The organism is Mucilaginibacter robiniae, assembly GCF_012849215.1.
Taxonomy (GTDB): domain Bacteria; phylum Bacteroidota; class Bacteroidia; order Sphingobacteriales; family Sphingobacteriaceae; genus Mucilaginibacter; species Mucilaginibacter robiniae.
Genome location: NZ_CP051682.1, coordinates 1,005,142 through 1,029,473, shown reverse-complemented (window position 1 = coordinate 1,029,473; position 24,332 = coordinate 1,005,142). Strand labels below are relative to the sequence as shown.

Below are 24,332 nucleotides of genomic sequence, written 5' to 3'. Positions count from 1 at the left end.
GGTTCCGCTATAAATGTGATTTACTGTAATTACAATATATGAAGATAAAGCTTTACTTATTTTTGTTTTCCGTTCTGTTATCTGTTTCGGCAGTTGCCCAAAGTATAATTTATAAAGATTGCTACGAAGGCACTAGTGCAGGAGGATATCCAAATGGGGCAACACTGACCTATAGTAGTACAACAAAAGATTATACCAGTACTAATGTTAAAGATCCAATTACTGCAACTAGTTATCATTACCGTCTTTATTATAGTGTAGATAGGTGGTATTTGGATTATATTCCTGCTAACGGGAGTCAAAATTTTTATTACAACGTCACTACTAATTCTACTACACCGCCAATTTCCTCACCTACAGCACCCAACGGCTGGATTGAAACAAACGCGGGTTGTGGTACGGCTAAAAAACCAGCTACCAACTTAACTTTAGGTAGCGGCGCAACAGTAGTAACGCCCACTGTTACTACAACGGCAGTTACTATTTATGCCAGTACAACCGCAACGTTAGGGGGTAACGTAACAGTAGATGGCGGCGCTACCGTAAAAGGGCGTGGCGTTGTGTATGGCACTTCAGCCAATCCTGTAATTGGTGGTTCCGGCGTTACGCAGATTGCTGATGCAAGCGGAGGTACCGGAACGTTTTCAGCATCTGCAACAGGCCTTATCAGCGCAACCACTTACCATGTACGTGCTTACGCCATAAATAGTGCTGGAACAAGTTACGGCAGCGATGTAACGTTTACTACTCAATCTGTAGATGCTACCTTGTCTAATTTAGCCATAGGCGCAACTACAATCTCACCGACGTTTACATCAGGTACCACGAGTTATACAGCCATGGTTAGCAATTCAGTTGATTATGTTACCATAACGCCAACAGCAACCAATGCTAATGCAACAATAAAAGTTAACGGATCAACCACAAAATCAGGCTATTCATCCAGCTATATGCCAGTGGCTGTAGGGTCTAATTCTATTCCTGTAGTGGTAACCGCACAAGATGGTTCTACTACTAAAACTTATACGCTGACTGTGATCCGCGCTGGCAGTTCAGTGGCAACGCTGAATGCCTTGTCAATCAGCTCTGGAACTTTATCGCCAACGTTTAGCTCCGGCACGCAAAGCTATGCCGCTTCGGTTGTTAATGCTACAACATCTATAACACTAACGCCAACTACAACTAATGCTAATGCCACTGTATCTGTTAATGGTACAACTGTAGCATCAGGAACAGCTTCAGGTGCTATTCCACTGGCAGTAGGAGCAAACACTATTCAAGTAACTACTATTGCTCAAGATAATGTAACCAGCCAAACTTATACGGTTACGGTAACCCGTGCTGGCAGTTCAGTAGCTACTTTGTCAAACTTATCTATAAATCCGGGCACGCTCTCTCCAATATTTGCCTCCAGCACGACCAACTATACGGCCGGTGTGAACAATTCGGTAAACAGTGTTACCGTAACACCCACCACAACCGATGCAAATGCAACTGTATCGGTAAATGGGATAGCAGTAACTTCTGGTACTGCTTCAAGTGCAATCCCTCTGGCTGTAGGAGCCAACACTATCCAAGCTGTAACTACCGCACAGGATGGATCTACTACCCAAACTTATAACCTGACCGTTACAAGAGCATCGGCATCAGCAATTACAACCTCAGTAACAACGCTGCCAGGTTTCAATTCATGCTATGGCAATGCCTCCGCAGCACAATCTTTTACGGTAAAGGGTAGCAATTTAACCTCGGATGTCACCGTTACATCTCCCGCAGGTTTCGAGGTAGCTCAAACTTCGGGTGGTCCGTATCAAACTAGTTTAACGCTAACGCAAAGTAATGGTGCAATAAGCACAACACTGTATGTTCGTATGGCTGCTGTAGCCAGCAGTCCTGCACCTGGCAATATTATGCTGAGTGCAACTAGTGCAACCACACAGAATGTAGCCGTGAGCGGGGCGCAGAATGCCCGGCCAACTATCAATTTGAGTTCAGTAACACGGGTAACCAGCGCATCTACATCCTTTAGTCTGCCTTATACCGCTACAACCGGTTCTCCTGATCTGTACTCGATATTTACCGGTAAAAGTAATCCCATGAGCGGCTTTATGACGATTAATAATGCCAAGTTAACCAGTTCGCCAATCACGATTGCCATGCCAGCCGGAACGGTAGAAGGTAAGTATGATTTTTACTTAACCGCAACAAACAGCAGTACAGGTTGTATCTCGTACAGTAATAGCTTTATTGTTACTGTAACCAGCAGCGACGCTACTTTAGCCTCGTTGACCACTAGCCAGGGTACTTTGTCTCCAACATTTGCTTCCGGTACCACTAGCTATACGACTAGTGTAGATAATTCGGTAAGCAGTATTACCTTAAAGCCATCCACAACAAATGCCAATGCTACAGTAACTATTAATGGTACAACAGTGCAATCAGGAACAGCATCAAGCGCTATTCCGCTAGCAGTAGGGGCAAATACTATTCAGACAAAAGTAACCGCACAGGATGGCTCTACCAACCAAACGTACAATCTAACTGTAAACAGGGCAGCGGCGTCAGTAATTACCACATCGGTAGCAACGTTGCCGGCTTTCGGTTCATGTTACGCCAATGCCTCTACAGCGCAATTTTTTACGGTAAAGGGCGGTAATCTAGTTTCTGATATTACCGTTACGCCTCCTGCCGGTTTTGAGATATCTCAAACTTCGGGTGGTCCGTATCAGACCAGTTTAATACTTACGCAAACTAACGGTACGGTAAGTGCAACGCTGTATACCCGTATGGCTGCTTCAGCTAGCAGCCCTTCGCCTGGCAATATTACTTTATCTGCAACTGGCGCAACAACGCAAAACGTAGCGTTAAGTGGTACACAAAATCCTCGGCCTACTATAGATTTTGGTTCGATAAGCTCGGTTAACAGATCAGCTACTTCCTTTAGTGTACCATATACGGCTACTACCGGTTCACCGGACTTATATTCAATTATTACAGGCAGCAAAGCTATGAGCGGCTTTACAGCTGTCAGCAATGCCAAGTTAGGTTCTTCACCTATTGTAGTTGCCATGCCTGCCGGAACTGCGGCTGGAGTGTATGATTTTTATTTAACGGTAACTAACAGTAGTACCGATTGTATTTCGTACAGTAATTATTTTTCGATTGCTGTGGTAAGTTCAGACGCTACCTTGTCTAGCCTGAACTCTCCTCAACTTACACTTTCACCTGCATTTAACGCTGCTACCACCAGCTATACCTCATCAGTGAGTAATTCAACTAGTCTGATCGGCCTCATCGCAGGACTCAATGATGGTAATGCAACGATGAAAGTAAACGGTTCAACCGCAAAATCACAAGCAGCAAACTATATTTCATTAGCGGTAGGTACCAATACTATTCCTATAGTGGTAACCGCGCAGGATGGTGTGACTACCAAAACTTATACGCTGACGATTAATCGTGCGGCTAGTTCAGTGGCAACGCTGAATGCCTTGTCAATCAGCTCGGGTAATTTGTCTCCAGTTTTTAATTCAAACACACAAAGCTATGCGGCTTCGGTTAGTAACGCGACGACCTCAATAGCAATCAAACCTACAGCAACTGATGCTACTGCCACTATATCTGTTAATAGTACACCAGTAATCTCTGGTACGGCGTCAAGCGCCATTCCGCTGGCTGTTGGTTCCAACACCATCCAAGTTGTAGTAACGGCACAAGACGGTAGTACGCAGAAAGCTTATACATTGACTGTGATGCGTGCTGGCAGTTCAGTGGCAACGCTGAATGCCTTGTCAATCAGCTCTGGAACTTTATCGCCAACGTTTAACTCCGGCACGCAAAGCTATGCCGCTTCGGTTGTTAATGCTACAACATCTGTAACATTAACACCGACCACAACTGATGCCAATGCCACTGTATCTGTTAATGGTACAACTGTAACATTAGGAACAGCTTCAGGTGCCATTCCACTGGCTGTTGGCAACAATACCATTCAGGTAGTTGTAACTGCACAGGATGGAATTACGCAGCAGGCTTACACGGTGAATGTAACCCGCATCGGCAGCTCGGTAGCTACTTTATCTAATTTATCGATCAGCTCAGGTACACTGTCTCCGACATTTGCTTCAGGCACTACCAGCTATAATGCTAATGTGGAAAATTCGGTAAGCAGTATTACTTTGAAGCCAAATACAACCGATGACAATGCTATAGTAACTGTTAACGGTACAACAGTGCAGTCTGGAACAGCATCAGGTGCTATCCCATTGGCTGTAGGGGCGAATACTATACAGGTAGTAACCACCGCGCAAGATGGTGCAACCAGTAAAACCTATACGTTAAATGTAACCAGGAATACCGCAACACCTGTAATTACATTTTTTGCTTTGCGGATACAACAGTATGGCGATGCGCCGGACTTTGCCTTAGCAGCCACGAGTACGAACACGTCAACACCAATCACGTACACCAGCAGCAACCCTGCCGTAGCAACGATTACCCCCGACAATAAGTTGCACACTGTAGGTGCCGGATCGGCCGTAATTACGGCTTCGCAGGCAGCCGATGCTACACATGCCGCCGCTGCAAGCGTGCAACAAACCTATATTGCTGTTCCACTTTCTGTTACAGTAACGGTCAACCCGCAGACGAAAGTATATGGTCAGGCAGATCCTGCCTTAACTTATCAGCTTACCAGTGGCAAGCTAGTGGGTGAGGATACCTTCACGGGCTCATTAACGCGCAACGCTGGAGAGAATGTTGCTGCTTATGCTATTCATCAAGGAACGCTGACGCTGGGCAGTAACTATAACTTAACTTTCAAAGAGGCTAATTTAACCATCACGCCGGCTGCCATCACTATAGCCGCCAACCCACAAGCCAAAGTTTACGGCCAGGCAGATCCTTCCCTAACGTATCAGATTACCAGTGGTAAACTGGTGAGCAGCCAGGATGCTTTCATCGGTTCATTAACGCGTGATGCGGGTGAGAATGCAGGCACTTATGCTATCCAACAAGGTACGTTAGTTCTTAATAATAACTATACGCTGAGCTACAATAGTGCTAACCTGATTATCAATAAGGCCGGTTTAATCATCACTGCCGATAATCAGACTAAAGTTTATGGTGCAGCCAACCCAACGCTGACGGCGAACTATCTGGGTTTTGTAGGTGGTGATGATGCATCAATCGTAACTACGCAGCCCGTACTAGCTACAACGGCAACCACTACATCACCAGTAGGCACGTATCCAATCACTGTAAGCGGTGCTATTGCAGCTAACTATACGCCTATCTATCATGCAGGCACGCTGACTATAACTGCAGGCCAACCCGCCATCACCTTTGCTACTTTGCCAGTTAAAAATTACGGCGATGCTGATTTTGCAGCAGGTGCTACAAGTACGGGTAGTACGGCTTTAACTTACAGTAGTGATAACACGGCTGTAGCCACTGTTGTAGATGGCAATATCCATATTGTAGGCGCAGGTACAGCTAATATTACGGCTATGCAGGTTGCTGATGCTAACAACAGTGCTGCTAAAAGTGTGGTACAAACGTTAACTGTAAACAAAGCAGCTATCACTTTAACAGCGAATGCACAAAATAAAAATTATGGTGATGCAGACCCAGCATTAACTTACAAAATTACATCAGGTGCACTTATAGGTCAAGATGCTTTCACTGGTAGTTTAACCCGTAATGCAGGTGAGAACATAGGCACTTATGCTATTCAGCAAGGAACACTGGGCCTGAGCAGCAACTATAACTTAACGTACAACACTGCTAACTTAACCATCACCCCGGCTGCTATCACGATAACTGCTAATCCGCAGACGAAAGTATATGGTCAGGCAGATCCGTCTTTAACCTACAATATTACCTCAGGTACTTTAGTAGGCCAGGATAAGTTTACAGGTTCACTGGTTCGTGATGCTGGTGAAAATGCAGGTACTTATGCAATTAAGCAAGGTACGTTAGCGCTGAATAATAACTACACGCTAAACTATAGAGGTGCTAACCTGACAATTGATAAGGCTAGTTTAACTATCGTAGCGGACAACCAGACTAAAGTTTACGGCGCAATCAATCCAACCTTAACTACCAGCTATCAGGGTTTTGTAGGTGGTGATGACGCATCAATCGTGACTACACAGCCTGTGTTGTCTACAACGGCAATTACTACGTCACCATTGGGTACGTACCCGATTAGTGTAAGCGGTGTAGTTATTCCTAATTATACGCCTATTTACCAGGCAGGTACCTTAACGGTTACTGCAGGGCAGCCAACCATCACGTTTGCCGCATTGCCAACTAAAACATATGGCGATGCAGACTTTACAGCGAATGCTACGAGCACTGGTAGTGCAGCTCTGACTTACAGTAGTGATAACGTGGCTGTAGCGACTGTTACAGACGGTAATATCCACATCGTAGGTGCAGGTACAGCTAACATTACTGCAACACAAGCTGCTGATGCTAATAACAGTGCCGCTAAAAGTGTAACACAAGCATTAACTGTAACTAAAGCAGCAATTACTTTAACAGCCAATGCACAAAGTAAAACTTATGGCGATGCAGATCCAAGCTTGACTTACCAGGTGACTTCGGGAAGTCTGATTGGCTCAGATGCTTTCAGCGGTTCATTAACCCGTAGTGCTGGAGAGAATGTAGGTTCTTATGCTATTCAGCAAGGTACCTTAGCATTAAGCAATAATTATAAGCTGACTTATACCGGAGCAAATCTGAATATTGGTGCTAAAGCCATAACGATTACTGCTGATGTAAAAGCTAAAACCTACGGTGATACTGATCCGGCATTAACTTATAAAACCACTCTGGGTACACTAGTAGGTAGTGACACCTTTACTGGCAGCTTAACCCGTGCAGCTGGTGAAAATACAGGTACGTACGCTATAAGCCAGGGAACTTTAGCTGTTAGCACAAATTATGTATTAACCTATGTAGGGGCTGGTTTAACAATTAATAAAGCTGGCTTAACTATTACAGCAGAAAATAAGACCAAAATTTATGGTCAAGCTAATCCGAATCTGACAGTAAGTTACAATGGTTTTGTAAATGGCGACGATGCCTCAAAGCTTACTACTCAACCTATGGCTACCACAACAGCAGTCAACAGTTCGCCAGCAGGTACTTATGCTATCACTGCAAATGGTGCTGCTTCCACTAACTATGTAGTTACTTATGTGCCAGGTACATTAACTGTACAAGCTGCTCAACCTGCTATCACACTGGCCACGTTGCCTGCTAAAACCTATGGAGATGGCGATTTTAGTGCAGGCGCAACAAGTACCAATGCAGTAACACCAATTACTTACACCAGCACCAATACTGCGGTAGCTACTATTGTAAGTGGTAAGGTTCATATTATCAGTGCCGGTACAACAACCATAACGGCTTCACAAGCAACTGATGCTAACCACGTAGCAGCTGCAGACGTAAGTCAGTTATTAACAGTAAGTCCAGCGGCTATTACTGTAACAGCTAATGCGCAAAGCAAAACTTACGGTACAACCGATCCGACTTTAACTTACAAAATTACTTCCGGTACGCTGGTAGGTTCAGATGCCTTTAGCGGTTCACTAACCCGTGATGCTGGAGAGAGTGTAGGCAGCTACGCCATTAAACAAGGCTCGCTGGCATTGAATGGAAATTATGCATTAACCTATACAGGTGCAAACCTGATTATCGGTAAAGCAATTCTGACTATTGCAGCAGATAATAAAACCAAAGTTTATGGTGAGGCTAATCCGGCACTGACCGTAACTTATAATGGTTTCATTAACGGCGACAATGCAAGCCAGTTAGCATCTGCGGCAACTGCATCAACTATAGCCACTACAGCATCAGGTGCTGGTACGTATGATATCCAGGTAAACGGGGCGGTAAGTAACAACTATACCATTGTGTACAATAAAGGTACACTAACCGTAACACCTGCTCTATTAACGGTAACCGCAAATAACCAAACCAAATTATACGGAACGGCTAACCCTGCGTTAACTGTAAGTTATAGCGGTTTTGTAAATGGCGATGATGCAAGCAAATTGTCTGTTCAGCCTGTAGCAAATACTTTAGCTACAACCAACTCAATTGCAGGTACCTATGCTATTACACCATCAAGTGGAGTAAGCGCTAATTACAGCTTTATGTATGTGAACGGTATATTGACAGTTATGCCAACCGAACGTACGTTAACCTTCAATTCATTAAGTGAAAAAACTTATGGAGATAGCGATTTCAATCCTGGTGCCACTGCTAATACAGGTGAAGTTGTACTGTATAGCAGCAGTAATACTTCAGTAGCTACCATAGTAAATGGTAAAATTCATATTGTAGGTGCGGGTGTTTCTACTATAACGGCAACCTTGGCTGCTAATGGTAATTACACTAACATGCCATCAGTAACACACACCTTGATAGTGAACAAAGCGCCGCAAATTATCAATTTTGCTATTATACCTAACCAGTTAAAGGGTGTACAATACAGTCTGTCGGCAGTAACAGCCAGTTCAGGATTACCAGTAACTTTGGTTACTTCAGATCCGGTAATTGCATCTGTTAACGGTCAAACCTTAAGTGCAAACAGATTAGGCAGTATAACCATTACGGCCACCCAGGAGGGTAATGCCAATTACCTGCCGGCAACTACTGTAAAGCAAACCTTCGAAGTGGTAGATGCTTCGGGTAGTGAGGTGCTTGTTCGTCAGGCAGTATCACCTAATGGCGACGGTATTAATGATGTGCTTTACATAGAAGGTATTAATGAGCACCCTGTTAATCGGGTAACAGTTATCAACCGCAATGGCGTAAAAATATTTGATACCCAGAATTACAATAATGCAAGCAATGCATTTGATGGGCATTCAAATATAACCGGAGCCATGCAGCAGGCTGGTACCTACTTCTATCTGCTGGAGTATACGGTAAATGGAGAAGGCAGAAGAAAAACAGGTTGGTTTATACTTAAATACTAAAGGCAGCTACAGAATTAAGGAAAACAAAAACAATGACAAAAAAACAAAGCGTCATAAAAGTAATGACTACAATTAACAATATATTCAATTGGAAGGTTGCCGGCCTTGTGCTTGTTCTGCTGAGCTGTATGCTTCAGTCGAAAGCTCAGCAACTGTTTACCTATACGCAATATATGAACAACCTGACCCCGATTAACCATACTTATTCGTTGCTGGATGAGCAGGGTTCGGTTTCAGCTATATACCGCAAGCAATGGGCGGGGATCGAAGGATCCCCATCTACCTTTCTTTTCAGCAGTGCCTTTCCACTACAACGTATTGGAGCAGCCGCAGGTATAACTGTTATGGACGATAAGTTTGCTGTTGAGCATCAAACAGAGATTAATGCTTACTTTGCCAAATCAGTGCGGTTATCAGAAAAGGGCTATCTGGCTGTATCCATGGATGCAGGAGTGCGGAGATATGTAGCTAGTTATTCGTCTGTAGCTCCTGATGATCCGATGTTTTTGTATAGTGACGTTCGGGAGACACGGCCAAACTTGGGTTTTGGTGTAATGTACTACAGCGATAACTATTACTTAGGCGTTTCGGTACCGCAATTCAATTTACGTTCATTAGGTGTAGCTTCAGCGGAAAAGAATACCTACTTCCGTAATCATTATTATGTCCAGGGCGCCTATCTTTCGGGGCAGCAAGGTGATGATTTTCGGGTTAAACCAGCCTTTTTGTTTCAGGCTACTAAAGGCGTTCCGGCAACCGCAGATGTTTCTACAACGGTTTACATAAAAAGTATATTAGGAATAGGCGCCAATTACCGAACCAACAACGAGATGGCTGGGATATTAAGCGTTCAGGTAGATGGCTTGCGTTTAGGTTATGCTTATCAATTTGGTACGGCTAACAACAACATTAGTCAGTTTACCTTTGCCACCCACGAAATTATGCTTACGTATAGTTTTGGATCAAGAGGTAATAATAGCCATAAACTACTTTAAAGAGAAACAAAGACTTCTTAGGATAGACAATTGTCTATCCTAAGAAGTTGTTCTCGAACTTGCAAAGCTGCCTTCTGTCTTCGTGGCTTTATTAAGAAAATAGACCTCTTCTCTATGGCAAGGAAGCAACCTTATTTTCCCTCTGTCTTCGTGCTAAAAAGTTTTAGAATCCTGAATATGCAAGATATTATAAATAGCTTGCCTTGCTTTTATCCAGTGCCTGTTCGTAGTAACACTTACAAAACTGATCTCTTATCCAATAGTCCTAATCCGATAGGTTATTTGGTGTTGCTTGTTGTGAATTAGCTAACCAGTTATTGTACCAGGTGTAATATATATCTTTGGTGAATCTGCTTCAAATTTGTTTTTATCTTCACATAGGGTGCCGAAAAAGCAATGTTGTATTGCTCCACTTTTAGATAGCACTATAAAATTCCGGAGCTGATCTGATATGCTGGACAAAAAAGTCGGTACGGCTTACTTTATGTATCTTATGATTATTCATGTTTCTGTTGGCTTTGTTCAAAGTAACCAGCTTTCATGACTTGCTTGAAACGCGCCGTATCAGCCATGACACTATCATAATTGGTACAGAAGTGATGGATGTCAGTAGTAAAAAGCGAGCTTTAACCGGATATACATTGAGTTCCTTTTTACTTTCGTCAGGAGTCTCTAAGCCTCCAATGGATGTAAAGGCGTCAATCTGCATCATTAAGCAAATGAAGCGTGCCTTAAAATAATGAGTGCGGAATCTGTATGCTCTTCCAAGCTTAGGTAACAGGCCATATTGTAGTAAGCAGCAGTCTTTTTATCCAGAAAGTCGTTTAGTATATAAATTTATATTTGAGAGTAGTTGAATTTTATTTCATTTCAGTCTTACATTATTTTGATTAAAATATTCACTATTTTAATCACCTAATATGAATACCTTAACTTTATCTGCGGCAAAGGTTAACTTTGCTTATATTCCGGCGATTAACTTTGCATTTCAACAAAACCATGTTCCTGTTATTCGAGAATTTACGCTTCAGAACCAAAGCGATCAGAACGGGACGAATGTAGGCATTGAAATTACTACAGAACATGATTTTGCCGATGTATGGAAATATAACATTGACTTTTTGAGTCGTGGTGAGACTTATGAATTTAAATCAATACTCTTAAACGTTTCATCTAAATACCTTGCTTACCTTACTGAACGTATAGCTAGCAGAATCACTATTACTATTAATACGGAAGATGATTTGGTTTTTCAGGAAAGCTATCCGGTTGATTTGCTAGCCTACGATCAATGGAGTGGCATTAGTTTGCTGCCTCAAATGTTGGCATGTAACCCCTCCTAAAAACCGGACTGCTTAGAGGACGAAAAGTCTTAACTTTAAACAGTCAATAATGAAGAACTCTATTATCACCGAAGCACAGACCCCGCAAGGCCATCAAAGAGTATGAAGGAGGCCGTGAGCTAACTGATATCTGCCGGGAACTCGGCATTCACAAATCGACCTTTTATAACTGGCGAAAGAAGTATGCCGGCATGGACAGCCAGGAACTGAAACGGCTCAAAGAGCTGGAAGAAGAGAACCGTAAGCTGAAACACATGTATGCAGAACTGGCGCTGGATAATAAGATGCTGAAGGACGTGCTCTCAAAAAAGTTCTAAAGCCCTGCCAGCGCAAGGACATGGTTGCTTACTTACTGGAAGGTTACAGCGTAAGCATCAGCAGGGCTTGCCGGGTAGTCAAGCTGCCCAAATCCATGTTTTATTACAGAAACGTTCGTGATGATTCTGAAACTATAAATAAGTTAGTGGAACTCGCTGAAAAGCACCCTACCGAAGGCCAAGACCTGTATTACAGCCGCATTCGCCAGCAAGGTTTTCAGTGGAATTACAAGCGCGTGCGCAGAGTATATTTGCTTTTGGGCATGAATAAGCGCCGTAAGGTACGCAGACGTGTACCGGCAAGAGTCAGGGTACCGCTGATAGTGCCTGAGCAAGCCGGTCAAACTTGGTCAATGGATTTTATGTGTGATGTACTGGTGAACAAAAGAAGGTTCCGTACGCTCAACATTATCGATGATTACAATAGAGAGGTTATCGCGATTGAAGCTGCCCATACAATGCCAGCAACCAGGGTAACACAGATATTGGAGCGAAGCATTCATGAGCAAGGTAAACCCAGTTGCATCAGGGTAGATAATGGCCCTGAATTCATCAGTAAAGAGTTCAAAGACTGGTGTGCGAGTAAAGGCATTGAGGTACAATATACGCAGCCGGGCAAGCCTATGCAAAATGGATACATCGAACGCTTTAACCGAACCTTTCGGGAGAATATACTCGATGCTTACTTATTTGAAGACATCAACCAGGTACAGATTTTAGCCGATGAATGGATGGAAGATTACAATTACAGCAGGCCGCATGAAGCACTGGGAGGTATAACGCCAGACCTGTACAAGCGGCTAAACTGTGGGGATATTGAAAACTCTGGCGAGTTTCCAACATCCCCACAGTTACAACAACAATAAAACTATTTTTGAATCATTAAGTCTATAAAACACCAGTCCGAACTAAGGGAGGGTTACAATAATGGTTTATGGTTTAAAGGAATTATATAGTTAGCTTGTATATCGTCATTCTAATACAAGTTCTTAAATATTATTATTTATAGAGATAAAACAAATTGTTATCATAATTTAGCGTTATGCGTAAACACGATTTATACCTGGCGTAACTACGAGTGGCAATGACCGGACAAAGATTTTAATATTTAAACTGTAGCTGTCGTTAAATTTTTGTCTGGTATGTGCAAACGTGGATAACATTTTACAACACATTTGACGAATTGTATGAAAAAAATTTAAAACGGAAGAATTAGAAAAGTTTTCCAAGGGGCTAAATATTTACGTATTGAAAAGGATTTTGAGCACCTTTCTTAATATAATTTTCTAGTGATTTATTATTATATTTCATTCTAATGTCAATGGGAGCAACTTGATCAAAGAATTCAAATCTCCCATCATCACACTTTGTCCACCCCTCTATAGTATAAACCTCTCTTACTAATCCTTTGTATGCTGCTATTGCGTATTTAACTTTTTTTCGGTTCAAACCTACTTTCCATTTATGCCGTGTAGCGTAGTATAAATCAATCTCACTCATATTTCTCACATAAAGTCGATTAATCTTAATGATGATTGCAGGCTCATCAATAGTGATCGGTTTTGCATCATAGTGTTGAACCATCTCGTCAATACTTTTTAAGCCACGTTCCCAAGCATCATGCCCCAACACTTTGTTACTTAAGTTTTCTAACCCTAATAGGTCAATGCAAGCTGATTCAATTTCAAATGCTTGCTCTTCGGTTAAATTATGTCTTAAAATGTAACGCTCAACATTATCGTTACCAATATCTTTGATTAACGTTAGCTTATCATTGTTCGTTGCATCTTCTATTTCGCAATTTATGTGATTAAATACACGATTTCCTTTGCCTTTTCCAATATAGAAAATAGTGTTGTTTCTTGGGTCTTTTAAAAGATAGACGTAATAACCAATTTTTTCGGCTACTGCTTGAGAAAATTCTTTATGCATTTGATTAATCATTGATTGAGAATTATTAAACTGTTTTTTTCTTAAGAGTTACCACCAATCAATCAATTGATATACAAGTTGTCCAACTAATCAGCAGCTTTAAGTATTTCAATATGGCAGCATTTACATCATCGTAAACCTGCTTAGTTTAACGGACTTTTGATATTGAATAGATCATAATAACGGATAGCATATACTTTACCTACCGCGTTGCTGCTTCTTATTCCTTTGCGTTTGTTTAATCTTTAGTTGCTGCTGGATTAGCGTTTCTTTCTTCTGCTGCCGCTGTCCCATCGCCATGTAGTTAACAAAATCACTTTGCTTATTGGCATCGGTGGTTATTTTTTCAAGTAATTGCGGTTCATGTTGTTGTAACGTGTAGCCAGCGTTGAATGCTGCCGCTACCCGTTTTTCTTCTTCCTGCTCGGTCATATCAAAATGTCTTCTTAGCGTGTTTCTCCAAGTAACGGTCAATGGAATGAGTGTTGTACAAGATATGCTTTTCGGAAAGCTTGGTAAACTCAATGCTGCCATCATCTCGCAAATTTTGTAAAGTGGTGCGGCTGCTAATGCGTAGTTTTTTCATCGCCTCGGAAGCGTCAATCCATTTATCTTCCTTGTTGTCCGTTTGGGCTTTAACCTGCGCAACAACCCTTTTGATTAATTCTTCAAAGGCGGTGTCTTCAAGGCAGATGAATTTGGTTTCGATTGCCATACTCTGGTTTAAGTAATGGCAAGATACAATTTTTACCGATTGGTACAACAAAGTGAAATGTTGTACCATTGTTGTACCAATAAAAGAAAAAGGCTCTTAGATTTTCATCTAAAAGCCTGATCTTCTGAGTGGTATCAGCTGGAATCGAACCAGCGACACAAGGATTTTCAGTCCTTTGCTCTACCAACTGAGCTATGATACCGTTCCCGTGTTTTGGGACTGCAAATGTAGTGTGTTTTTTGAATAATGGAAATTTATTTTGAAAAAATGTTAGGGATTAAAATGGTATTAAGCTTAACTAGTTGATATACAATTTAAAATATTTTGCTATTAAAGCATTTTTAATTGTAGTAAAGCTTGACGTAGACTGTCCAGCCGTTCGGGCTCCATATTTTTAGCTGGAATGCTTAGCACGGTAGTCATAGAATCAATATTGCCTTTCGGGTCATTATAGGTTTGTACAATAATGTCATTTGCCTGTGTTTTGATGCGTAGTAGGCCAGAATGGGCAGTGCCCCAATAATCTAAATCAGAAAACCGGTTGAGTTTAAAAGAGTAATATTCTTGCTTGCCGTTGTTATAGGTTTTGCGAAAACGTAAAAAACAATCATTAGTAATGCTGATGTCCCACTTTTTCAGTTGGGCTTCGGTGGAGTAGTCATAAGCCTGATCTAAGCAACCATTGCTCCACGTTAAGCATTGCTGTTTGTCGGTATAGCATTGAAAAGCATAGCTACTGATACCACCGGTAATCAAAAATAGTATAATACCGACAGAACGGATGGAAGTGAAAGCTGATTTTAACATGACAAGCAAAGTGGAACCCTAAATTAAAAAATCATAAATTTGTTTATGCAATTTTCTAAAAATTCAAGGATTTGGATTTATCAGTCAGGTTGTGAGTTAACGCCTGCCGAAACCAGCCAGATACAGCAGCAGTTAGATAGCTTTACCCAAGATTGGACTGCACATAACCATCAATTGAAAGCTACAGGTATCGTGCATTACAATCGCTTTATTATTTTAGTGGTTGATGAAAGTCAGGCGGACGCCAGTGGCTGTTCTATCGATAAATCTGTCCGCTTCTTGAAAGAATTGGAGCAGAAATACAATACAAATTTGTTTGATCGTTTTGATATGGCTTATCGTGACGGCGATCGCATTTTGTCGGCCTCACGTGCTAAGTTCGAGAACTTGATTAAAGAAGGTAAAATAACGCCTGATACCATCGTTTTTAACAATACTATACAAACCTTGAGTGAACTGGAGAACAAGTGGGAGGTGCCCTTTAAAGAAAGCTGGCATGCCCAATTGTTTGGCAGCCTGATGCCTGCTTAAGTAGTGTTAATAAAAAAAGCCGGTTAATACATAATAACCGGCTTTTTTTAATGCAAAATAATTCAGCTTTATGCAATATAGCTTTCCAACATTTTAAAGCCTTGCTGCGTGGTTAATTCTACTTGGTTAATAGTATTGGGTAATAAAACGCAGTCTCCCATTTTTACATTACAGCTGGTGTCATTATAATTAATAGTGAATTCACCTTCCAGGCAAACGTAAATTACAAATGAATCCAGTGTTGAATAGTTTTTAGTAGTGTTTTCGGTAAAGTCCAGTACGTTAGTAGTAAAGTATGGGCATTGTACCAGTGGCACATCCTGATTTTTTTGTGGCTGGTAATCGGTACGATAGTTCGGGTACTTTTTGTAGTCGATGGCTGCTAAAGCTTCTTCGGTATGCAGTTCACGCTTTTGGCCTTTATCATCTACACGGTCAAAATCATAAATCCGGTAAGTTATATCTGAAGTTTGCTGTATCTCTGCAATTAGTAATCCTTTACCAATAGTATGTACGCGGCCTGCTGGTAAAAAGAATACATCCCCAGCTTTTACCTGTTCACGGTTTAAAATATCGGTTAGATGTCCGCTGTTCAGTTTATCTACATAAATCTGCTCGCTTACTTCCTGGTTGAAACCTGCAATTAATGAAGAGCCCGGATCGGCTTCAATCACGTACCACATCTCTGTTTTACCCATCGAGTTATGACGTTTTTTAGCCAACTCGTCATTAGGGTGTACCTGTATAGATAAATCTTCGGCAGCATCAATAAACTTAACCAATAGGGGGAAGGTATTGCCAAAGCGCTCATAATTGGCTTCACCCACCAGTTCGCCTTTATATTGTTCTACCAAATCAGCTAAAGATTGGCCAGCCAATGGTCCATCAGCTACTACCGATACATCTGATTTAACACCAGAAATTTCCCAGGTTTCGCCGCAGTTCGGCAGATCGCCAAAATCTTTATGCAAATAGGTTTTGATCTTCTGACCACCCCATATTTTATCTTTATAAATGGTTTTGAATTTGAAAGGATAAAGTGTTGACATGACTTATTTGTATTGTAGCGGAAGCTAAATTATGGTTAATGCATCAGGTAAACAAAAAAAGCGCATTCTTGTTGAAGAATGCGCTTTTTTATTAAGGTTAAAACAATACTTATTTACCCAGCTTTGCTTTCAGATTTTCATTGATAGCTTCTAAAAACTCTTCAGTGTACAGGTAATCGGTACCGTGTTCTACTTTAGGTTTAATAGTAATCGCTAAGTCTTTAGTCATTTTGCCGCTTTCTACAGTTTCAATACAAACCTGCTCTAAAGCATGGCAAAAATCAATCAACTCTTGGTTGCCGTCTAATTTGCCACGGAACTCTAAACCACGGGTCCAGGCAAAGATAGAGGCAATTGGGTTAGTTGAGGTTGGACGACCAGCTTGGTGCTCGCGGTAGTGGCGGGTTACCGTACCGTGTGCAGCTTCAGCTTCCATTACAGTACCATCAGGAGTAACCAGGGTAGAAGTCATTAAACCTAATGAACCAAAGCCTTGGGCTACAGTATCTGATTGTACGTCGCCATCATAGTTTTTACAAGCCCATACAAAGTTACCATTCCATTTCAAGGCACTAGCTACCATGTCGTCAATCAAACGGTGCTCATAAGTGATACCTGCTTCATCGAACTTAGTTTTGTACTCAGTTTGGTATAATTCTTCAAAGATATCTTTAAAGCGGCCATCATACTTTTTCAGGATGGTGTTTTTGGTGGATAGGTATAAAGGCCAGCCTTTCATCAGGGCTTGGTTAAAGCAGGCATGTGCAAAACCGCGGATAGATTCATCAGTATTGTACATAGCTAATGCTACGCCATCGCCTTTAAAATTATACACGTCAAAAGATTGTGCTTCGCCGCCATCTTCAGGTGTAAAGGTAATAGTCAGTTTGCCTTTGCCTTTAGTTACGAAATCAGTAGCACGGTACTGGTCGCCGAAAGCATGGCGGCCAATGCAGATAGGTGCAGTCCAATTAGGCACCAGGCGGGGTACGTTGCTCATTACAATCGGTTCGCGAAAAACAGTACCATCCAGAATGTTACGGATAGTGCCGTTTGGCGATTTCCACATTTGCTTCAGGTTAAATTCTTTTACCCGGGCCTCGTCAGGAGTAATGGTAGCACATTTAATACCTACACCATATTGTTTAATGGCGTTAGCGGCATCAATAGTTACCTGGTCATTGGTTTCATCACGGTACTCAATACCTAAATCGTAGTACTTAACATCCAGATCCAGGTACGGAAAAATCAATTTATCTTTGATAAATTGCCAGATGATGCGGGTCATCTCATCGCCATCCAGCTCAACTACCGGATTTTCTACTTTAATTTTTGACATATCGGGTTTATTGTAGTTCGATTATAAAACTTTCAAATATATAAAATTTGGCTATTGTGAAATTTAATTAATCATTGCGCAGCTATTTTACAAAAAAGAAAATAACAGACAAACAAGTTAAAAATTACAACGTACAAAATGGTTTTAAAAACAATACATTATTGCAATTAAAACAGCAGAAAGTTTCATCTATACTATTGCCGTATTGGTCGAGCCTTCCGCTATTTTAATTGTGAACGTATAAGCAAAAGTATATCTTTAGGGCGGTTGATATGATGAAAAAAGTACACATTTTTTTATTTATTGGTTTAATTGGAATTCTTAGCAGTTGCAAGCAAGATCCGGCGGTAATACCGGCCAACCTGCAAAATGCAGATTTAGTAGGTAAGTGGTATTTAAAGAGCATTGATGTGCAAAGCGTAACTGGCGTTAATGTGCCATCAACCGTTAGCTATTCTACTGGTTTAACTACTGATGATTATTTTGAGTTTAAATCTACTAACAATGCGGCTACTTATTCCTCAAGCATCATTGGTAAATCATACCAGGGTTATTACTCAGCTAACTCAAGCGTATCACCGCAGAAATTAACTTTTAAAAGCGGTGATTTTTTAGTTAGCTTCAATATTAAAACGCTGACTAAAGATTCATTGATTATTTATCAGGCATCATCTTCTACATCAGATACGGTAACTACTACAGTAACCAATTATTATAACTACGCCCATTAACATTAATAAACGTTTTTAAGCTGATTGTCTCTTGAAAAAAATAAGTATAACGTTAATCATTTGTTTGGTATCCGTACTGGCCAAAGCCCAGCTGGGGTTCAATTACGCGCAGTATGATTTGGGTATTTCGGGTACCTTTAATCGGGCTTATACCGATGCAGAAACTATAAAAAGCACCCATTCGGCCAATCTGCATTTTACTTACAATTATACGCCCTATTTAAATTACATCGCTGAAGTACAATTGGGTAAGCTGGCTGGTGGCGATTCTGTGAATACCTTATCGGGCAGGCAGTTTAATAATCATTATGTATCAGTTACCTTCAGGGCGCAGTTACAGGCTGGCGAAATCATGGATTACTCGAACAGCCGTTTCCTCAACGCTTTGAAAAGTTTGTATGTAAGTTCAGGGGTAGGAGTTATTTACAATAACATGCATGATATTCACCGCAGTTCATTGTATATTGATGGCTACACCACTACTGGCTTAAACACCAGCAGTGAGTTATTGATTCCGGCTAAAATAGGTTATGAATTTAAATTGTACAACAGCTATAATGAGCCTGCTATTAAGCTAGATATTGGTTATCAGTACAATTTTATAATGGGCGACCAGCTGGATGGTATGAAGGTTGGCGTGCGTAATGATGGTTTTGGGCAGTTCGTAATTGGTTTAAAGTTTGGTGTAGGCGGTATTACTTCCTACCGAAAAGATATTCCTTACATGCAATAATACAGCTAAGCTTAGTTGAAAAACGGCAGGGTTAAAACTTTGGCAAGGTTTTGTATGTATTTATAATACAAAACACATGCTCATGAAAAACGACGATACTTTCTATCCAGGTTTTAATGATGAAAATCTGGACAGAGATAAAAAAATGAAAGATGATTTGGACGGCAACCCTGCTGCTCATGATTTAAAATATGACCCGGATACCGATAGCTACGAAATACAGGTAGAAAGTGATGATCCAGATTATGATCCACCAGCATTATTTGATACGGCAGCGCCAAGTGGCAGCGATTTTGATTCCAGCTATGATGAGGCCAACCCTTACGATACTTTAGGCGAATACGATAAAAATCGATCGTTGGAAACAGATGCTGACCAGTTAGGTATGCACATTGACGATGGTAAAATTACCGAACTGGATCCGGTTGATGAAATGCTGGCTCGTACTCCCGAAGATGATCGCGATGACTTGGATGAAGAAGGTTATCCTAAAAACGACAGCGACATTAATGGTGCCGATAAGGATGTTAACGGATCTGACGATAACGAATATCTGAAATAATTTAAGTGCCTATCATTAATACTTATAACGTAATCTTTAATGATAAGCATTGTTCTTTTAAAAAGCGGTTTAATCCAATTCCAGGTTAAATCGCTTTTTTAATTCTACCAGTTGCGGGTTTTTAGCAGCCATATGCTGAAACTTTTCTAAAGCAGTATAAGGCTTTCTAACTACCGTTTGTTCGTCAATGCGGGTGTTTACCTCAATGCTAAAGTTGCGTAACTTGGTGCGCAAATGGTTCATTAATCCCGGCTTTTCATCTCTGAATACAGTTTCCTGTGTGCGGTTGCTTACTATAATTTCAAAAATATGAGGTTGTAGCATCACCGGCGTACTGGAAGTTAAGATGGTTACTAAAGTGGCTTTTCCATCTGCTTTAACCTGTGCCGCATATTCTTGCCAAAGTTTCAGGAAGCTATCTAGAGTATAGGTTTCCTGGTCATTACCCCTAATGTATGGGTCTTCTTCCTCCGCTTCAGCAATTAAAGCCCCAAAGGCGCCACCCTTTAATGAGGGGCTTTGCGATGGACTGGATAATGATATTTTAGGTACTACTGGTGGAGCTGGCTTAGCTGCAACAGGTTGTGGAGACGCCGATGGTAGTGTAGTGCCATGATAAGAAATGGCATGCTCATTAACTACCAAGTTGGCTGCTTCGTTAGTAGGTTGCGAAGCTGCCGCGTAAGTACCATTCGTTACTACTGGAGTTGCTGGTGTGGTTAGCTTCGGAATATCTATACTAACCGGTGGTGTTTTAACCAGTTCAGGAGTAGGCGGAGCTACTGGCTGTGGCTCAGTTTTTTTTTTTACCTCATCTTTGGGTATATTGTCGGTGTTAGTTGACAGTGCAGCTAAATTCAAGGCTGATTGTAAATGGCATATTTTCAATAAAGCCAATTCAACCTGCAAACGCTGGTTTTTACTTAAGCGATAATTCAAATCACACTGGTTGGCAATATTCATGGCCGATAGTAAAAACGACATAGTAGCCTGCTGCGCTTGTTGCATATACTTTTGCCGAATACCCTCACTTACTTCCAGTAATTTCAGGGTAGCAGTATCTTTACCTACCAATAAGTTGCGCAAGTGACCTGATAAACCTGTAATAAAATGGCTGCCATCAAAGCCCTTAGCTAAAATTTCATCAAATAGCAGCAGGGTTTTAGCTGTATTTTCATTTAGCAGGCTGTCGGTGATGTTAAAGTAATAATCGTAATCTAAAATGTTCAGGTTGTCAATTACTGACCGATAAGTTACCTTACCGCCCGAAAAGCTTACAATTTGGTCGAACATCGACAAGGCATCACGCAAGCCACCATCAGCCTTTTGGGCGATAATGTGTAGCCCATCCGGTTCGTAGCTGATATTTTCTTTTTGCGCTATAGAGGCTAGATGATTAGCCATATCATCTACCTTAATGCGGTTAAAATCAAAAATCTGACAGCGCGATAAAATAGTAGGTAGTATTTTATGTTTTTCGGTAGTAGCCAGAATGAAAATGGTATAGTGTGGTGGTTCTTCCAGCGTTTTCAAAAAAGCGTTAAAAGCTGCCTGCGATAGCATGTGTACCTCATCAATGATATAAACCTTGTAGCGGCCAGCTTGTGGCGGTATGCGCACTTGGTCAATCAGGCTACGAATATCATCAACCGAGTTGTTAGAAGCCGCATCCAGTTCATGAACATTAAAAGAGTTGCCATTCTGAAAAGCACGACATGAATCACACTGGCCACATGCTTCACCATTAGGCTGCAAATTTTGACAGTTGATGGTTTTAGCCAGAATACGCGCACATGTTGTTTTACCCACCCCGCGTGGCCCGCAGAACAAAAATGCCTGCGCCAATTGATTATTTTTAATAGCGTTTTTTAGGGTATTAGTCACATGTTGCTGACCAACAACGCTTTCAAAAGTAACCGGGCGGTATTTACGAGCCGAAACAATAAAATTATCCACAGCAACTAAGTTAGGTAAAAACGGCGAAAGGGTAAAGGCTTGGTGTGGAAACTTGCAGTGAAATGATGTGCCTAATTGGGTATTAGTAATTTAAAAATTATAAGCTATTTATAAATAAATAGCTTATAATTTTTAAGTGTGATTTACATTAGCTTATTCCCGAAGTTGGTACTGTTTTTCTGTACGGACCATCAATACCAAATTTAAAGTTGAACTCTTTTACATCGTTATTACCAAAGCTGAATAGCAAAGAGGCTTATACAAACACTGATGATAAAAAGAATATTATTGTGAAGAATTTGAATATATAATAAACTTTTTAAATCAATAAAAAAAATTTCGAAAAGAACCCCCAGGACTTTCATAATTATGAGTATAGCTCCTTATATTTTAACTTGATTTTGCTCCATGTATGAAGTAATGTAGCTTTTTACTTCAGCTTTTTTAACAGGATCAACAATCATATCATACAGTGGAGTTAGCCTTATAATATCTATAAACAAAGCCTTATCTTCCGTGCAGGTTGGAAACCAATCATTAGATCTAATAAGTGTTCTTTTATCAGTTACCACTTTGTTAACTTTTGATGGGTCACCACCTATAGCTTCGTAAACGAGCTTTGGTTCAGAAATAGCGTTTACTTCTGCCGGTTTAAGCGGATCTGCATAGCCAGACATAAAGCCAAAAACTTGTTTCAATGCGTAGGTAAACCCTACTATTGATGAATGTAGCTTGTCGTTATCAGATGATTTTGCCTGAAAATAAACATTGAGCTTTTCTCCTAGTACAATGCCGGATAAGATGTGAGTACCATATTTTTTTACCAGGTTTTCGGGTGTTAAATTCTGTACATCAACGCTGAATTCAGATGTTAAATAGCCTTCACCATTATCCCAATAAGTTCTAATACTTTTCCAGTTCATTGCGTAAACGTTCTGTGCATAGATATATTTATTTGAAATAGCGTCCTGGCCTGGAAATACTGTAGTAATTGAATTCTTAAAAAGCTTCATGCCTTCGGTCTCCTTTAAATTCATAGAAATTTTTCTTGAATAGTCTTCAGCATTTTCTGCATACAATGATGTAAAGCCACTTGAAGTAGAGCTGCTAAAATCGATGCGTCCGGGGTAAGCTGTGGCGTAGGCTGAGGTATTAATTACCTGCGCCCTAACTGAGCTCGTATCAGCATATTTACCGATTATATTATATCCATATCCTAAAAAATTAAACTTGCCAGTTCCTTGCTGAACAGGTGCAGAAGAAAAGGACTTTGGCCCTGTAATGGTAAAGTTCATTTCTTTAATAGTTTCCGGAACAGGATTTTCAGGATTCGAATTATTGGATTTTTTGCAAGATGCAAATAGTCCTATCGCAGCTAGCAAAAGTAGTTTTTTACTCATGGTTTAAGTTAAGATGTGCTAAGTTATGTAAAAGCCGTTAATGAATTAACCCATAGTTGTAATTAGGTAACTTTTAGTTAGGAAGTAGTTTTAAGGAGAGATTTAATGATTGCAGAACTCTGTTCCGTCATTTTCTTCTGCCTTCTTCAACGACATTCTTCTTATTGACTTCTTAAGAATGAATCCTTATGTACTATTCCATTGCAATTGAATTGCATTTGAGAGGTTATAACGGATTGTTCCTGCTGCGCGAGATTTGGGCACAATATGCCGTTATAGCGATCATCTCTACTTTGCTAGCCATAAGTAAGTAGCATTGGAATACCTCATCTTGGATGCTAAACTATTTATCACGGCGTTCATTTGCGGTTTACATCTTTCGCCTCTTGGCACTTATTGCTGGTATTTCGCAATTGTACTGCTGATTAGCTTTGGAACTGTTGTTGGTGGCTTCCGCTAGGCGTAGGCTTTGCATTCCTAATCTTAATGCTACCTAGAGCAAACGGATTGTACGAGTAAAATCAATAACCTGCAATTAAATGAACTCACCAAGCTCGGTTGCACTACTATCTATTAGGAAAAGGTGTCGAGCAAAAACATAGAGAAACCAGAGCTCAAAAAAAGTATTAGAGAATGTTATTGAAGTGATAATATAGTAATAAAGGAGAATGGCCTCTTGTAAATAAAGTTCAAAGTCAAGTGTTGAAAATAATTAAATATAGGCATTCTGGTGGATAAATAAGATGTATATGTAATTGTAAGATAGTTTTTGGTGAGATGATTGGCCTTGTGGTTTATTTTATTAAAATAATGGCTTTGTTTGTCTAGAAAATGCCTGGTAATTATATTTTATATTAAAATATTGTAAGTTATTGAAAATAATTTAGGTAATTAGGTTTATAATGGCAATGTTCTTAATCTATTAA

Annotated in this window: 18 protein-coding genes and 1 tRNA gene; 10 read left to right on the top strand and 9 right to left on the bottom strand. The window is 40.6% G+C overall.

From position 1 onward, the window contains the following. The first annotated feature begins 38 nt into the window (after positions 1-38). From HH214_RS04665 to HH214_RS04645, 6 genes are all read left to right on the top strand, one after another. Positions 39-8,996 carry an MBG domain-containing protein gene (locus HH214_RS04665; RefSeq protein ID WP_169606236.1) on the top strand — a complete coding sequence of 2,986 codons (8,958 nt, stop codon included), beginning with the start codon at positions 39-41 and terminating at the stop codon, positions 8,994-8,996. A gap of 32 nt (positions 8,997-9,028) precedes the next feature. After that, a complete protein-coding gene (locus HH214_RS04660; RefSeq protein ID WP_315853187.1) occupies positions 9,029-9,991 on the top strand; it encodes a PorP/SprF family type IX secretion system membrane protein in 963 nt (320 codons plus the stop codon). Positions 9,992-10,494: 503 nt separating this feature from the next. Continuing rightward, positions 10,495-10,731: a hypothetical protein gene (locus HH214_RS04655; RefSeq protein WP_169606234.1), complete on the top strand. Its 237-nt coding sequence runs from the start codon at positions 10,495-10,497 to the stop codon at positions 10,729-10,731. A gap of 180 nt (positions 10,732-10,911) precedes the next feature. Beyond that, entirely contained in the window at positions 10,912-11,334 is a 423-nt protein-coding gene (locus HH214_RS04650) for a hypothetical protein (RefSeq protein ID WP_169606233.1), read from the top strand. 92 nt (positions 11,335-11,426) lie between these two features. Then, a complete protein-coding gene (locus HH214_RS21905; protein ID WP_211166373.1) occupies positions 11,427-11,651 on the top strand; it encodes a transposase in 225 nt (74 codons plus the stop codon). Positions 11,652-11,671: 20 nt separating this feature from the next. After that, the gene (locus HH214_RS04645; protein WP_211166306.1) at positions 11,672-12,517 is read left to right on the top strand and encodes an IS3 family transposase; all 846 of its coding nucleotides are present in this window, start codon (positions 11,672-11,674) and stop codon (positions 12,515-12,517) included. Between the two features lie 367 nt (positions 12,518-12,884). Here HH214_RS04645 and HH214_RS04640 read toward each other — a convergent pair whose 3' ends face one another. The 5 genes from HH214_RS04640 to HH214_RS04620 form a co-directional block, all read right to left on the bottom strand. Beyond that, complete coding sequence (locus HH214_RS04640; RefSeq protein WP_169606232.1) at positions 12,885-13,583, bottom strand: LEM-3-like GIY-YIG domain-containing protein; 699 nt, start codon at positions 13,581-13,583, stop codon at positions 12,885-12,887. A gap of 198 nt (positions 13,584-13,781) precedes the next feature. Beyond that, the gene (locus HH214_RS04635; protein ID WP_169606231.1) at positions 13,782-14,015 is read right to left on the bottom strand and encodes a hypothetical protein; all 234 of its coding nucleotides are present in this window, start codon (positions 14,013-14,015) and stop codon (positions 13,782-13,784) included. A gap of 1 nt (position 14,016) precedes the next feature. Further along, entirely contained in the window at positions 14,017-14,298 is a 282-nt protein-coding gene (locus tag HH214_RS04630) for a helix-turn-helix domain-containing protein (protein ID WP_169606230.1), read from the bottom strand. Between the two features lie 129 nt (positions 14,299-14,427). Then, positions 14,428-14,500: transfer RNA gene (locus HH214_RS04625), tRNA-Phe, on the bottom strand. 128 nt (positions 14,501-14,628) lie between these two features. After that, positions 14,629-15,105, bottom strand: a complete 477-nt coding sequence (locus HH214_RS04620) for a hypothetical protein (protein ID WP_169606229.1) — start codon at positions 15,103-15,105, stop codon at positions 14,629-14,631. Positions 15,106-15,150: 45 nt separating this feature from the next. Here HH214_RS04620 and HH214_RS04615 point away from each other — a divergent pair, with 45 nt between their 5' ends. Further along, on the top strand, positions 15,151-15,636 hold the full coding sequence (locus tag HH214_RS04615; RefSeq protein WP_169606228.1) for an ABC transporter ATPase: 486 nt from the start codon (positions 15,151-15,153) through the stop codon (positions 15,634-15,636). Between the two features lie 68 nt (positions 15,637-15,704). On the opposite strand, the gene HH214_RS04610 is transcribed toward HH214_RS04615, so the two are convergent. Both HH214_RS04610 and HH214_RS04605 read right to left on the bottom strand, forming a co-directional pair. Beyond that, on the bottom strand, positions 15,705-16,685 hold the full coding sequence (locus HH214_RS04610) for a type I phosphomannose isomerase catalytic subunit (protein ID WP_169606227.1): 981 nt from the start codon (positions 16,683-16,685) through the stop codon (positions 15,705-15,707). A gap of 109 nt (positions 16,686-16,794) precedes the next feature. Then, the gene (locus HH214_RS04605; RefSeq protein ID WP_169606226.1) at positions 16,795-18,024 is read right to left on the bottom strand and encodes an NADP-dependent isocitrate dehydrogenase; all 1,230 of its coding nucleotides are present in this window, start codon (positions 18,022-18,024) and stop codon (positions 16,795-16,797) included. 272 nt (positions 18,025-18,296) lie between these two features. Here HH214_RS04605 and HH214_RS04600 point away from each other — a divergent pair, with 272 nt between their 5' ends. The 3 genes from HH214_RS04600 (at position 18,297) to HH214_RS04590 (ending at position 20,050) form a co-directional block, all read left to right on the top strand. Then, on the top strand, positions 18,297-18,755 hold the full coding sequence (locus HH214_RS04600; RefSeq protein WP_169606225.1) for a hypothetical protein: 459 nt from the start codon (positions 18,297-18,299) through the stop codon (positions 18,753-18,755). A gap of 31 nt (positions 18,756-18,786) precedes the next feature. Next, positions 18,787-19,488 (top strand): hypothetical protein, encoded by a 702-nt coding sequence (locus tag HH214_RS04595; protein ID WP_169606224.1) that lies wholly within the window; start codon positions 18,787-18,789, stop codon positions 19,486-19,488. Between the two features lie 82 nt (positions 19,489-19,570). Continuing rightward, positions 19,571-20,050, top strand: coding sequence for a hypothetical protein (locus HH214_RS04590; RefSeq protein WP_169606223.1), 480 nt, complete (start codon positions 19,571-19,573; stop codon positions 20,048-20,050). A gap of 69 nt (positions 20,051-20,119) precedes the next feature. On the opposite strand, the gene HH214_RS04585 is transcribed toward HH214_RS04590, so the two are convergent. Together HH214_RS04585 and HH214_RS04580 are read right to left on the bottom strand one after the other, a co-directional pair. Continuing rightward, positions 20,120-22,006, bottom strand: coding sequence for a DNA polymerase III subunit gamma/tau (locus HH214_RS04585; RefSeq protein ID WP_169606222.1), 1,887 nt, complete (start codon positions 22,004-22,006; stop codon positions 20,120-20,122). A gap of 383 nt (positions 22,007-22,389) precedes the next feature. Next, positions 22,390-23,406 carry a hypothetical protein gene (locus HH214_RS04580; protein ID WP_169606221.1) on the bottom strand — a complete coding sequence of 339 codons (1,017 nt, stop codon included), beginning with the start codon at positions 23,404-23,406 and terminating at the stop codon, positions 22,390-22,392. Between the last annotated feature and the right edge of the window lie 926 nt (positions 23,407-24,332).

Excerpts from the sequence above, each read along its gene's own strand:
- HH214_RS04615 (WP_169606228.1), top strand. The coding sequence starts at position 15,151 with ATGCAATTTTCTAAAAATTCAAGGATTTGGATTTATCAGTCAGGTTGT.
- HH214_RS04600 (WP_169606225.1), top strand. The coding sequence starts at position 18,297 with ATGATGAAAAAAGTACACATTTTTTTATTTATTGGTTTAATTGGAATT.
- HH214_RS04590 (WP_169606223.1), top strand. The coding sequence starts at position 19,571 with ATGAAAAACGACGATACTTTCTATCCAGGTTTTAATGATGAAAATCTG.
- HH214_RS04640 (WP_169606232.1), bottom strand. The coding sequence starts at position 13,583 with ATGCATAAAGAATTTTCTCAAGCAGTAGCCGAAAAAATTGGTTATTAC.
- HH214_RS04645 (WP_211166306.1), top strand. The coding sequence starts at position 11,672 with ATGGTTGCTTACTTACTGGAAGGTTACAGCGTAAGCATCAGCAGGGCT.
- HH214_RS04660 (WP_315853187.1), top strand. The coding sequence starts at position 9,029 with ATGACAAAAAAACAAAGCGTCATAAAAGTAATGACTACAATTAACAAT.
- HH214_RS04630 (WP_169606230.1), bottom strand. The coding sequence starts at position 14,298 with ATGGCAATCGAAACCAAATTCATCTGCCTTGAAGACACCGCCTTTGAA.
- HH214_RS04635 (WP_169606231.1), bottom strand. The coding sequence starts at position 14,015 with ATGACCGAGCAGGAAGAAGAAAAACGGGTAGCGGCAGCATTCAACGCT.
- HH214_RS04610 (WP_169606227.1), bottom strand. The coding sequence starts at position 16,685 with ATGTCAACACTTTATCCTTTCAAATTCAAAACCATTTATAAAGATAAA.
- HH214_RS04580 (WP_169606221.1), bottom strand. The coding sequence starts at position 23,406 with ATGAGTAAAAAACTACTTTTGCTAGCTGCGATAGGACTATTTGCATCT.
- HH214_RS04650 (WP_169606233.1), top strand. The coding sequence starts at position 10,912 with ATGAATACCTTAACTTTATCTGCGGCAAAGGTTAACTTTGCTTATATT.
- HH214_RS04665 (WP_169606236.1), top strand. The coding sequence starts at position 39 with ATGAAGATAAAGCTTTACTTATTTTTGTTTTCCGTTCTGTTATCTGTT.
- HH214_RS04655 (WP_169606234.1), top strand. The coding sequence starts at position 10,495 with ATGTTTCTGTTGGCTTTGTTCAAAGTAACCAGCTTTCATGACTTGCTT.
- HH214_RS04620 (WP_169606229.1), bottom strand. The coding sequence starts at position 15,105 with ATGTTAAAATCAGCTTTCACTTCCATCCGTTCTGTCGGTATTATACTA.
- HH214_RS04605 (WP_169606226.1), bottom strand. The coding sequence starts at position 18,024 with ATGTCAAAAATTAAAGTAGAAAATCCGGTAGTTGAGCTGGATGGCGAT.